The 12,846-nt window shown below is 57.8% G+C and carries 10 protein-coding genes; 3 read left to right on the forward strand and 7 right to left on the reverse strand.

Annotation, left to right across the window (positions count from 1 at the left end):
- The first annotated feature begins 389 nt into the window (after positions 1-389).
- Both ACYX4K_RS11560 and ACYX4K_RS11565 read left to right on the forward strand, forming a co-directional pair.
- Positions 390-1,277, forward strand: a complete 888-nt coding sequence (locus ACYX4K_RS11560) for a hypothetical protein (protein WP_475091975.1) — start codon at positions 390-392, stop codon at positions 1,275-1,277.
- Between the two features lie 103 nt (positions 1,278-1,380).
- Complete coding sequence (locus ACYX4K_RS11565) at positions 1,381-2,253, forward strand: hypothetical protein (protein ID WP_475091974.1); 873 nt, start codon at positions 1,381-1,383, stop codon at positions 2,251-2,253.
- An 84-nt stretch (positions 2,254-2,337) separates the two neighbouring features.
- Here ACYX4K_RS11565 and greA read toward each other — a convergent pair whose 3' ends face one another.
- The 6 genes from greA to dapB all read right to left on the reverse strand — a co-directional run bounded on the left by greA (position 2,338) and on the right by dapB (position 10,896).
- Positions 2,338-2,814, reverse strand: coding sequence for a transcription elongation factor GreA (greA, locus tag ACYX4K_RS11570; protein WP_475091973.1), 477 nt, complete (start codon positions 2,812-2,814; stop codon positions 2,338-2,340).
- 145 nt (positions 2,815-2,959) lie between these two features.
- Positions 2,960-6,190 (reverse strand): carbamoyl-phosphate synthase large subunit, encoded by a 3,231-nt coding sequence (carB, locus tag ACYX4K_RS11575; RefSeq protein ID WP_475091972.1) that lies wholly within the window; start codon positions 6,188-6,190, stop codon positions 2,960-2,962.
- Between the two features lie 68 nt (positions 6,191-6,258).
- Entirely contained in the window at positions 6,259-7,395 is a 1,137-nt protein-coding gene (gene carA / locus ACYX4K_RS11580) for a glutamine-hydrolyzing carbamoyl-phosphate synthase small subunit (protein ID WP_475093926.1), read from the reverse strand.
- Between the two features lie 508 nt (positions 7,396-7,903).
- The gene (locus ACYX4K_RS11585) at positions 7,904-8,494 is read right to left on the reverse strand and encodes a YfiR family protein (protein ID WP_475091971.1); all 591 of its coding nucleotides are present in this window, start codon (positions 8,492-8,494) and stop codon (positions 7,904-7,906) included.
- A gap of 147 nt (positions 8,495-8,641) precedes the next feature.
- The gene (gene rimK / locus ACYX4K_RS11590) at positions 8,642-10,042 is read right to left on the reverse strand and encodes a 30S ribosomal protein S6--L-glutamate ligase (RefSeq protein WP_475091970.1); all 1,401 of its coding nucleotides are present in this window, start codon (positions 10,040-10,042) and stop codon (positions 8,642-8,644) included.
- A gap of 44 nt (positions 10,043-10,086) precedes the next feature.
- Positions 10,087-10,896 carry a 4-hydroxy-tetrahydrodipicolinate reductase gene (dapB, locus tag ACYX4K_RS11595; protein ID WP_475091969.1) on the reverse strand — a complete coding sequence of 270 codons (810 nt, stop codon included), beginning with the start codon at positions 10,894-10,896 and terminating at the stop codon, positions 10,087-10,089.
- A 247-nt stretch (positions 10,897-11,143) separates the two neighbouring features.
- Between dapB and ACYX4K_RS11600 the strand changes: the two genes are divergently transcribed.
- Positions 11,144-11,611: a hypothetical protein gene (locus tag ACYX4K_RS11600; RefSeq protein ID WP_475091967.1), complete on the forward strand. Its 468-nt coding sequence runs from the start codon at positions 11,144-11,146 to the stop codon at positions 11,609-11,611.
- 75 nt (positions 11,612-11,686) lie between these two features.
- On the opposite strand, the gene dnaJ is transcribed toward ACYX4K_RS11600, so the two are convergent.
- On the reverse strand, positions 11,687-12,811 hold the full coding sequence (gene dnaJ, locus ACYX4K_RS11605; protein WP_475091966.1) for a molecular chaperone DnaJ: 1,125 nt from the start codon (positions 12,809-12,811) through the stop codon (positions 11,687-11,689).
- Positions 12,812-12,846: the final 35 nt, after the last annotated feature.

Genomic DNA, 12,846 nt, shown 5'->3' on the forward strand with positions numbered 1-12,846 from the left:
TTGCGCGCCAACTCTCAACCTTTCGGTTATCAAACCCGGCTAATCAGAATGAATACTGATTAAAAACTGTACTTTTTTCCTAGTCTTTCATGACTTCCCTCCTATAGCGACCCACCCAGCCAGCGACAACACTCAATACCAAGGTGAACATTTTTTGTTCTTTCTGTCCAAAATTCAAACCTGACGCCCAAGGTTTGAACAGGCAAGAAGAATCGTGGGACACCCCACCGGAAATCGTTCGCAGGGCGACTGGGTACTCATGAGATTAACCTGATCTCAGCTTGGTACCTCGCCCGATAAGGAATATGGCGCTGCTTTCAGCACCATTGAAGATCAGTTCCGCCCTCGGGGCTGGTTGGATTCTAACGTCCGAAGTAAAGGAGCAACTCATGAAGACGTTTTCCCGTATCGCTGCTGCCATCGCACTCGTAACCAGCGGCAGTGTTTTCGCAGACGACAATATTGCTGTTCAAACCCAAGTTGGTGCTTTCAACCTGGCGACCTCTACCCAGCTGGAACTTATCGGTGGCTTCAACGAGGTTTATCAAACCCAAGTTGGTGTACTTAACCTGTCTACCGCTTTGCAGCTCGGTGTTATCAGCGCATTCAATGACATCAACCACTTCCAGATTGGTGCACTGAACAACGCTTTCTCCCTGCAGAACGGCTTCATCACCATCGACAGTGATGCGACCATCAACCAGGCGGGCGTGCTCAACAACGCGACTACCTTCCAGAGCAACTCCTTCTTCAACGATGCCACCATCAACCAGGTTGGTGTTCTGAACGACGGTAACATCGGCCAGAACGAATCTGCATTCAACGATGCAACCATCAACCAGGCCGGCCTGCTGAACCAGGCGAACATCAACCAGTCTGCCAGCATCGGTAACACTGCCGTTGCCAATCAGTTTGGTATTGCCAACCTTGCTAACCACCTGCAACAAGGCAACGGCAACACCTCCGTTTCCAGTCAGTTCGGTGTTCTGAACGTTGCTGATGTTTTGCAAGTGGGTAACGGCAATGACTCGATGATCACCCAAGTGGGCGCTCTGAACATTGCTGATCACGACCAGTTCGGCGATGACAACCTGGCTTCTACTCTGCAAGTTGGTGTACTGAACGTCGCCTACGTAGGTCAAACTGGTGACGGTAACGCCGCGTTCACCGCACAGGGCGGCGCACTGAACCTGCACATCACCGCTCAAACTACTGACAACAACCTGGCCGTTGGCACTCAAGTGGGTGTTGCTAACCTTGGTGTAATCATCCAGTAATACACCGACAGAAGTTTCGGCGGCCGCGAGGCCGCCGATTACTGCACCAGGTGTTCGGGATAAACCTGAACTTCCTTTGACGTAAGCAGTAGAGGGGTTTCCAATGAAAGCTTTCCACTTTTGTGCGTTAGCTGCTGCATTGGCGACGAGTGGTTTAGCCTCAGCGTCAGACAACGTTGCCATCCTCACACAAACGGGATTCGGTAACGCAGCGCTCATCGATCAGACGGGCATGGATGGCAGTGTCATTATCAAGACACAGACTGGCGGCCTTAACCAAAGCAGCTCGGTTGTAGCCTCATTCGGTAGTATTACCCAGCACACTCAATTCGGGCTATTCAATGACGCCTACTCGTTACAGGTCGGCGGTCAGGACAATAGCAATGCGATTTTTCAATTGGGTGTAAACAACTGGGGTACCGTACTTCAGATTGATGCCACCAACAGCGAAGCCTACATATTCCAGGTAGGCGACAACAACAGCGCCAATATTTTGCAGCTTGCCGGCAGCGATAATCTGGCCACCATCACTCAATTTGGTTCATTGCACAACGGGAATATCGGGCAGATTGCCGCCCAGGATTCCGATGCGCATATCACCCAGTTTGGTGTTGGACAGCAGGCCTTTATTACGCAAACAGGCATGGGGCAGTACTCCAATATTCTGCAAAGCGGTACTTACAACGTCGCATTTAGCACACAGGCCGGTCAAGGCAACAGTTCTGACATCAGTCAGGACGGTGTCGCCAACTTCGCCAGCGTGACACAGACGTCGAATTTCAATACCGCCCTGGTGACGCAAGATGGCATTGCCAACATGGCCGTAATTTCTCAGGCTGGTGTACTTGGCGGCAACACCGCCATCGTCAGTCAGAATGGCCTGCTCAACAATGCCTATATCAGCCAGATCTCCGCATCAAACACTGCGATTGTTTCGCAGACCGGTATCGGAAACCAGGCCAATATCTTGCAGTAGATCGTGAAGTAAGCGGAATATGTTTACTCAAAATTAAAAGGGCGGTCTATTGACCGCCCTTTTTTATTTTCGGGAGACTGACAGTTAGATGTGTTCTACCGAATCAATCTCATACTCGATGGCACCCGATGGGGTGTTTACCACGACAATATCCCCTTCCTCCTTGCCAATCAGCGCACGGGCAATCGGGGAGTTCACGGAAATTTTCTTGTTCTTCACATCAGACTCATCGTCACCAACAATTTTGTAGGTCACTTCACTGTCGTCTTCCAGGTGAATGATGGTCACGGTAGTACCGAAAATCACCTTGCCTGAAGGCTCTATCGCTTTAACGTCGATCACCTGTGCCAAAGACAGCTTGGCTTCGATTTCCTGAATACGGCCTTCGATAAAACCCTGCTTCTCACGCGCAGCGTGGTACTCGGCGTTTTCTTTCAGGTCGCCGTGTTCGCGGGCTTCGGCAATGGCCTGCACCACGGCCGGGCGCTGTACTTTTTTCAGATCTTCCAGTTCGGTGCGCAGTGCGTCTGCGCCTTCAACAGTCATGGGTACGCGGTTCATGGGAACCTCCACATTCTCAGTGTTTCGCGACCGGTCAATGCCGGCCGCAATGGTTATTTAATAGCGTTCTTTAACGAAAAAGCTCCGCCAAACGGCGGAGCTTTTCAGGTACACCACTTAAAAGCAGTGCAGATTGGCTCGCTGATCAGCCCTGCAGGCGCACTACACGCTGATGCAGCTCCTGCAAGCTGCGTACCTTGTGCGGCTCGGCAATCTGCATGGCCATGGCCATGGCACGCGCCGCCGCCAGGGTGGTGGTGTAGCAAACCTGGTGGTTTTCCGCACTGCGGCGGATGTCCGCGGAATCGCGAATGGCCTGGCGGCCTTCGGTGGTGTTCACCACCAGGGCGATTTCGTCGTTTTTGATCATATCGACGATATGCGGGCGCCCTTCGCTCATCTTGTTCACCGTTTTAACGGGAATGTCCGCTTCTTGCAAGACCTTGGCGGTTCCGCGGGTAGCCACCAGCTCGAAGCCGAGGCCGGCCAGCTCGCGGGCCACGTCCACCACACCGGGCTTGTCCACATCGCGCACGGAGATGAAAACCTTGCCGGATTCCGGCAGTGCGTCGCCGGCGCCAATCAGGCCCTTGTCGAAGGCTTCGGCGAAGGTCTCGCCCACACCCATCACTTCGCCGGTGGATTTCATTTCCGGGCCGAGGATCGGGTCTACCTTCGGGAACTTGTTGAACGGGAATACAGACTCCTTGACGGAGAAGTAGTCCGGAACAATCTCGGTAGTAAAGCCCTGCTCTTTCAGGCTGATACCGGCCTGACAGCGCGCGGCGATCTTGGCCAGGGAGGTGCCGATACACTTGGACACGAACGGCACGGTACGGGACGCGCGCGGGTTCACCTCGATCACGTAGATCTCGCCGTCCTGGTAGGCCAGCTGGGTGTTCATCAGGCCAACCACACCCAGTTCACGGGCCATGGCTTTGACCTGCTCACGCATTTTGTCCTGAACCTCAGCCGGCAGGCTGTAGGGCGGCAGTGAGCATGCGGAGTCACCGGAGTGTACGCCACACTGTTCAATGTGCTGCATGATTGCGCCGATGACCACGTCCTGGCCGTCGGATACCGCATCGATGTCCACTTCGATAGCGGAGTGCAGGAAGTGATCCAGCAGTACCGGTGCATCGTCGGAAACTTCCACCGCTTCCTTCATGTAGGTCTTGAGTTCGTCTTCCTTGTAGACGATCTCCATGGCGCGGCCGCCCAGTACGTAGGAGGGGCGCACCACCAGCGGGTAACCCACTTCTTTCGCGCGCTGGATGGCTTCGAACTCGGAGCGCACGATGGCGTTTTGCGGCTGCTTGAGGCCGAGGCGCATGATCATCTGCTGGAAGCGCTCGCGGTCTTCCGCGCGGTCGATCTGTTCAGGGGTGGTACCGATGATCGGCACACCTTCGTTGGCCAGGAAGCGCGCCAGGTTCAGCGGGGTCTGGCCACCGAACTGTACGATCACGCCCACCGGCTTTTCCTTGCGCACGATTTCCAGCACGTCTTCCAGGGTGACCGGCTCAAAGTAGAGGCGGTCGGAAGTGTCGTAATCGGTGGAAACCGTCTCCGGGTTACAGTTGACCATGATGGTCTCGTAACCGTCTTCGCGCATGGCCAGTGCCGCGTGCACACAGCAGTAGTCAAACTCGATACCCTGGCCGATACGGTTTGGACCGCCGCCGAGTACCATGATTTTTTTCTTGTCCGTCGGCTCCGCTTCACACTCTTCATCGTAGGTGGAGTACATGTAGGCGGTGCTGGTGGAGAACTCTGCCGCACAGGTGTCCACGCGCTTGTAGGCGGGGAAGACGCCCATCTTCTGGCGGAATTCACGCACGGTCTTCTGGCTCACGCCGAGCAGATCCGCGAGGCGCTTGTCGGAGAAGCCTTTGCGCTTCAGGAAGCGCATGGTCTCGGCGGTTAGCGCGGAGGTGGGCATGGACTTCAGCGGCTCTTCGATATCCATCAGTTCCTTGATCTGTACCAGGAACCAGGGGTCGATGCCGGAAAGTTCGTACACTTCATCGATGCTCATGCCCACGCGGAAGGCATCGCCCACGTACCAGATACGCTCGGCGCCTGGTACGGACAGTTCGCGACGCAGGCGCTCCATGGAGCCCACTTCTGCGGCGTCGATCTTCGGCTCGAAACCGAAGGAGCCCACTTCCAGACCGCGCAGGGCTTTCTGCATGGATTCCTGGAAATTACGGCCAATGGCCATCACCTCACCCACGGATTTCATCTGGGTGGTCAGGCGCGCGTCCGCTTCACCAAACTTCTCGAAGGTGAAGCGCGGAATTTTGGTCACAACGTAGTCGATGGACGGCTCGAAGGACGCCGGCGTGGCACCGCCGGTGATGTCGTTCTGCAGTTCGTCCAGGGTGTAACCCACCGCCAGCTTGGCCGCGACCTTGGCGATCGGGAAGCCGGTGGCCTTGGAGGCCAGTGCGGAGGAGCGGGATACCCGCGGGTTCATCTCGATCACCACCATGCGGCCGGTTTTTGGATCCATACCGAACTGCACGTTGGAACCGCCGGTTTCCACACCGATCTCGCGCAATACCGCGATGGACGCGTTGCGCATCAGCTGGTATTCCTTGTCGGTAAGGGTCTGTGCGGGGGCCACGGTGATGGAGTCACCGGTGTGCACACCCATGGGGTCGAAATTTTCGATGGCACAGACGATGATACAGTTGTCGTTTTTGTCACGCACAACTTCCATCTCGTACTCTTTCCAGCCGAGCAGGGATTCGTCGATCAGCAGCTCGTTGGTGGGCGACAGGTCGAGGCCGCGTTTGCAGATCTCTTCAAATTCCGGCCAGTTGTAAGCCACACCGCCGCCGGAACCACCCATGGTGAAGGACGGACGAATGATCACCGGGAAGCCGAATTCTTCCGGCACCTTCTTCGCTTCCTCCATGGAGTGGACGATCTTGGCGCGCGGGGTTTCCAGGCCGATGGCCTTCATCGCCTTGTCAAACAGGTCGCGGTCTTCCGCTTTTTCGATGGCGTTTTTGTCCGCACCGATCAGCTCACAACCGAATTCCTTCAGCACGCCGTGCTTGTCCAGCGCCAGCGCACAGTTCAGTGCGGTCTGGCCGCCCATGGTGGGCAGGATGGCGTCCGGGCGCTCTTTCTCGATGATCTTGGCAACGGTCTTCCACTCCACCGGTTCGATGTAAGTGGCGTCCGCCATGGCCGGGTCGGTCATGATGGTGGCCGGGTTGGAGTTCACCAGGATCACCCGGAACCCCTCTTCCCGCAGCGCTTTACACGCCTGGGCACCGGAGTAGTCAAATTCACAGGCCTGACCGATGACGATGGGGCCCGCGCCGATGATCAGAATGCTTTTAATGTCTGTGCGTTTTGGCATCTTTCTTCCGTATCTAGCCGGCCGCAGCCGGTGGATAAAATTCTGGTCTTCGTTTCAGTAGAGGCGGCTTAGCGGCGCGCTTCCATCATCTCGATAAACTGGTCGAACAGCGGCGCCACGTCATGCGGCCCCGGGCTCGCTTCCGGGTGACCCTGGAAGCTGAACGCCGGTTTGTCCTTCAGTCGAATGCCCTGCAGGGTGCCGTCGAACAGAGATTTGTGGGTAACTTCCACATTCTCCGGCAGAGAGTCCATGTCCACCGCAAAACCGTGGTTCTGCGCGGTGATCATCACCTTGGTGGAGTTCAGGTCCTGCACCGGGTGGTTGCCGCCGTGGTGGCCGAATTTCATTTTTGCGGTCTTGGCGCCTACCGCCAGGCCCAGCAGCTGGTGACCCAGGCAGATGCCGTAAGTAGGCAGGCCGGTGTCGAGGATTTCCCGGATCGCCTTGATGGCGTAATCGCAGGGCTCGGGGTCACCGGGGCCGTTGGACAGGAAGACACCGTCCGGGTTCATCGCCAGCACCTCGGATGCGGGGGTTTCCGCCGGTACCACCGTGATGCTGCAGCCGCGGTCCACCAGCATGCGCAGGATGTTGCGCTTAACGCCGAAGTCGTAGGCCACCACTTTGTGGGGCTGCGCCGCCGGTGCCGGCTTGTGGCCCTGGCCCAGTTCCCAGGTGCCTTCGTTGAAGTCGTACTTCTCCTTGGTGGAGACGACTTTCGCCAGATCCATGCCTTTGAGGCCGGAAAACTCCTGGGCTTTTTTCAGCGCTTCCGCTTCATCGATGCCTTCACCGGCAATGATGCAACCGCTCTGGGCGCCCTTGTCGCGCAGAATACGGGTCAGGCGGCGGGTATCGATATCGGCGATGCCGACGATATTGCGCGCCTTGAGGTAATCCTCCAGGGACTGCTCGTTGCGAAAGCTGGAAGCCAGCAGCGGCAAGTCGCGGATCACCAGACCGGCAGACCAGATCTCACCGCACTCTTCATCTTCCGAGTTGGTACCGGTGTTGCCGATATGAGGGTAAGTCAGGGTAACGATCTGGCGGGCGTAGGACGGGTCGGTCAGGATTTCCTGGTAACCGGTCATGGAGGTGTTGAAAACCACCTCACCAACAGTTGAGCCTTCCGCGCCAATAGCGCGACCGCGAAAGACACTGCCATCGGCGAGCACCAGCAAAGCCGGGGTGGTGCTGGGCATCAGGGATTCCGGCGTGGGAACGGCGTTGTTCAATTCAATCTCCAGTCGTCAGAACAGCTTCCGGGCAGGGTGAGAGGGCGCACCTGAACAGGTAATTCAGGGTGCGTGCCAGGTGAAGTTTCAGCTGCAACTTTTTCCCCTGAGCCCTTTATAAAAAAGCGAGATGAAACCTACGCTTCATCTCGCTTCGTTATAGAGTTCTTCTCGGGCGCTCACTGCGGCATGTACCTGGGCTCTCACGGTGTGTCCGGCAACCGGTTTTTCGGTTGAGTGGGCGGGGAAATCCGCCAGCACCGGCGCAATTTTGGGGCTGGAAAGCCACGGGCCCTGCTGCCTGCTCCTCGACCGCGTGAACACGGGAAGAAGCCATTCTGGCGCGGGAAACTTCGGTGGGACCTTTCCAAGCCGGGCGCAGATTCTACGGGAAAACGGCAGTAATCGCCAGTACAAATTTACGCCAGAGATCACTCTCCGGGACAGCCAGTCAGAAGGAAGGCGCGAATCGCCGCTAGTTCGCGGCGCGGGTCAGGCGGAACAGGCTGGTGCCCATTTTCAGTTCCGCGCGGTCAAGACGGGTCTTGTTCAATTGCAGGGACAAATTGGCGCCGCTGCCGGAGAACTCCACCATGCCCCCCAGCAGGGTAAAACGGCTGACGTCGCTGACGGTCAGCACCGGAAAGAACTCCAGCGCGCCCACTGTCTTGGCCATGAGCTCCCTGTCCATTTTACCCCCCATCACCACAATCTGACAACGCCGCATGCGCATGGTCTCATCGTCGTTTACCGTTTCCAGTTCAACCAGGCGCCCCTGGATACGGTGCCGGTGAAATCGCACGCTCAGTGGTGGTATCAGCGCATCGTCGCCCACCACGCAGATACGGAAAGGCGCAGCGGAACCGTTGAACACCTCAATGGGCCACTGGAAGTGGTGGGCAAAATGGACGATGTAGTCGACCATGACCTTGCGGCCAAGGTCCGTATCGGAAAGGTAATCCGCACGCGCAGGGGCGGCGGCAAGCGCGCTGGATACAAGGCAGCAGCACAGCAGACGACAGCAGGCCGACGTCGTCTTGGCGGTCAAAATAGCGAACTTGAACATCTCTGGGGTCACCGGCGCGAATAATGGCCCCACCGGAAAATTAGCGGTGGGGCTCCCCAAAGACTAGTCTCGCCCAGCCTCCCCCACCACGAGGGGAGCACAAGCCGGGCGCCAGAAAACGTACACCGCTGGCCCCGGGGCAGTCACTCAGTTTTCTCCGTCCCCAACAGGTATCGTCGGGCGCCATTTCAGCGCCTTCTCGATGGCCATGATCATAGAGCCGGCCACATCCTTGCGGGTGGCGCTCTCGATACCTTCAAGACCCGGCGAGGAGTTCACCTCCAGTAGCAGCGGCCCCTTCTTGGAGCGGATGATATCCACACCGGCCACTTTCAGGCCGAGTGTTTTCGCCGCCTTGATCGCCAGCTTGCGCTCTTCCGGCAGGATTTTGACCACCGACGCGGTGCCCCCCTGGTGAATGTTGGCGCGGAACTCGCCCGGCGCCGCTTCCCGCTGGATGGCGGCAAAGACTTTACCGTCCACCACAAACAGGCGCAGATCCTTGCCCTGAGCCTCGCGAATAAACTCCTGCACCAGCAGATTCACCTTCAGCGACTTGAACGCATTGATCACCGACTCCGCCGCCTTGCGGGTTTCCGCCAGTACCACACCGCGCCCCTGGGTGCCCTCGAGCAGCTTCACGATCAGCGGTGCGCCGCCCACCATTTCAATCAACTCATTGGTATCCATGGGCGAGTTGGCGAAACCGGAGATCGGAATATTCAATCCGCCTTCCTGCAGCAGCTGCAGGGAGTAAAGCTTGTCCCGGGACTGACTGATGGCCTGGGAACCATTCAGGGCGTAGACGCCGATACTTTCAAAGTGACGGGTAAGCGCGCAGCCGTAAAACGTCTGGCTCGGGCGAATACGCGGAATGACCGCATCCAGGTTGTTGAGAATGCGGCCGTCCCGGTAGTGCACCTCCGGCTCGGCGGAATCCAGCTTCATATAGCACTGGCGAATATTCAGGAAGGTCATGCGGTGGCCGCGTTCGGCACCGGCTTCCATAATCCGCTGGTTGCTGTACAGATCCGGGTTCGACGCCAGCACACCAATTCGCAGACCCGTGCCCGCTATATGGTGCTCGTCGTGGTAGTACTCTTCGATTTGACTGGGCGGAATTTCCCCCAGGCAAAAGCTCTCCGACGGGTCCACCAGCATGCGCCCCATCATCGCCTCGCGGCCGAGCAGCATGCGGTAACCCATGGAATCCCGGTTGGTCAGAGTCAGTTCAATGTCCCAGACACTGCCGCCAATACTGATACTGGTTTTGATCACCAGGCGCTTTTCCGAATCGCCGGAAGAACTGCGTATGGTTCTGCGGTCCAGTACACGCGCTTCACAGCGCACCCGAGGGCGACGCAGATTCTGCAGAGGATGCGCCTCGAAGCTCACCCACGGCTCACCGCCACGGTTGAATTGCTGGATGTTGTAGGCGTGCAGACAGGAGGTCTTGGCTCCGGAGTCCACCCGCGCCTTGATCGCGGGAATCCCCAGGCTCGGAAAGGCACACCACTCCTCACTGCCAACAATGATCTTTTTATCCAAGTGTCGCTCCTTAAAAGCGTGTAATACCGCAAGGTGGCGTGGCGTTACTTCAACCCCAGCACATCGCGCATATCGTATTGGCCGGCAGCGCGGCCGGTTAACCAGGCCGCGGCGCGCACGGCACCGCGGGCAAATGCCAGACGACTGCTGGCCTTATGGGTGATTTCAATGCGTTCGCCGTCGGCGAGAAAAGACACCGTATGCTCCCCCACCACGTCGCCGCCGCGCACAGTGGCAAATCCAATGGTTTCGCGCTCACGGGCCCCGGTCTGGCCCTCGCGGCCATAGACTGCGACCTTGGACAGGTCCCGCCCCAGGGTATCGGCAATCACTTCTCCCATACTGAGCGCGGTACCGGAGGGAGCATCCACTTTGTGGCGATGGTGGGCCTCGACGATTTCAATATCCACGTCATCGCCCAGCACCCGCGCCGCGGTTTCCAGTAAGTTAAAGCACAGATTCACACCGGTGGAAAAATTGGTCGCGAAACACAGCGGGGTTTTATCGCCCGCGCTCAACATCTGAGCGCGCTCGTCCGCGGTAAACCCGGTGGTGCCAATCACGATAGCCTTGCCGCGCTCGGCACAGTAGGCCGCATTGGCGAGCGTGGCCTGCGGTGAGGTAAAGTCGATCAGCACATCGAACTCGGCCTTTTCCAGGCTGTCCACAATTGCCAGGCCATTGCGGCCGAGACCGGCCACCTCACCGGCATCCACACCCACCAGGCTCGACCCGGGGCGCACGATGGCACCGCTCAGCCTGGCCTTACCCTCTTGCTCTGCATAGGACACAGCCTCCGCCAGTACCCGGCCCATACGGCCACCAAACCCTGTGATTGCAATGTTTACTGACATATTCCCTGACTCTCCTGCTGTACCGAGGTTCCAGTCGCTCATCGGCCTATTTTCAGCCCGACCGGACGAAAGCGGCGGATTCTACCCCGGTTTTTCGGCGCACCCCACCAAAAAGCATGACGGCGCCAACACTGTGACATCCGCCACAGCGAACAAAGCTACCAGAGAACTGACCCGGGAGTTCACCTTGTGACACAGAATTCCTTCACTAGACTTTGAATAGCCCGAATGAATGGAGCGCCTCTTGATGTTTAGTGACACGCAAAACTCTCTCTGGTCCAACCTGTCCGCCGCCATCCTGGCAATACTGCTCTCCACCATACTCTCCCTCCCCAGCCACGCCTCTGATAGCCAGGCTTCCGATAGCAAGCTGGGATCAATGGACGACTTCTGGGAGAAATACGACGATATCGCGGACTGGATAACCCTGCGCCTGAAGCTGACACCGGAGCAGGAAGAGAAGGTTCTGCCTCTCCTGGAAAAAAACTTCGAATTGCAGATGGCCATTATGGGCGACTACGGCATCAAGCCAGACAAGATGGTCCCCGAGTTGACCGAGGAACAGAAAGAAGAGATTGATGCAAAGATAATTGCGGTGCGCGCGGCAACCCGAGTGGAAGCCATCAGCGTCTTGAGTGAAGAGCAACTGGAAGAGCTAAAAAAAATCCAGAAGGAATATCACCAGGAGCTTCGTGCGAGGCTTGAGGAAAACTGACACCAACAAAAAAGCCCGGGCTTTACAGACCGGGCTTTTTTGTAGCGTGAACCAGAACGTAACAGCGCACAGCGCTTACAGTTTCATATCACCAAAGAAATTCTTCACGCCCTCAAACCAACCGGTCTGGCGGGGCGAATTTTTCTTCTCGCTCAGGGTACCGGCGAATTCTTCCAGCAGTTCTTTCTGCTTTGTGGACAGGTTTACCGGGGTCTCCACCACCACACGGCACAGCAGGTCGCCCGGGGCACCACCGCGCACCGGGGTGACACCCTTGCCGCGCAGGCGGAACAGCTTTCCGGTCTGGCTCTCGGCCGGGATCTTCAGTTTGACCTTGCCATCCAGGGTCGGCACTTCCATCTCGCCACCAAGAGCAGCGGTCACGAAGCTGATCGGCACTTCGCAGTACAGGTTTTTACCATCGCGCTGGAACAGCTCATGCTCGCGCACCATGACCTGTACATACAGATCGCCGGCCGGGCCGCCATCGGGGCCGGCTTCGCCTTCACCGGCCAAGCGAATGCGATCGCCGGTATCCACACCGGGCGGTACCTTGACCGACAGGGTTTTGGTTTCTTCCACGCGACCGCGACCGTGACAGTCGGTGCAGGGATCGGTGATTACGGTACCGCGTCCGCGACAGTTGGGGCAGGTCTGCTGAACCGAGAAGAATCCCTGCTGCATGCGCACCTGACCGGCACCACCACAGGTGCCGCAGGTCTGGGGTTTGGAACCGGCCTTGGCACCGGAGCCATGACAGGTGCCACAGTTGGCCAGGGTCGGCACCTTGATCTTGACCGTGGTGCCGCGCACTGCGTCTTCCAGATCCAAGTCCAGGTCGTAGCGCAGGTCGGAACCGCGTGCCGGACCACGGCGGCCGCCACCGGCGCCGCCACCAAAGATATCGCCAAACACGTCACCGAAGATATCGGAGAAACCGCCAAAGCCGCCGGCACCGGCGCCGCCTGCCTGACCGTCAACGCCGGCGTGACCGAACTGGTCGTAGGCCGCTTTCTTTTGCGGATCGGAAAGCACTTCGTAGGCCTCGTTGGCCTCTTTGAATTTGTTTTCCGCCTCTTTATCGTCGGGGTTGCGGTCCGGGTGATATTTCATCGCCACCCGGCGGTAAGCTTTTTTCAGCTCCTTTTCATCCGCGCCTTTGCTGACGCCGAGGACTTCGTAGTAATCGCGTTTGGACATAGCTCTGTGTGTTCTTCTTAAAACTGCAGAAGGCG

The organism is Microbulbifer sp. ABF4_107, from assembly GCF_056312215.1.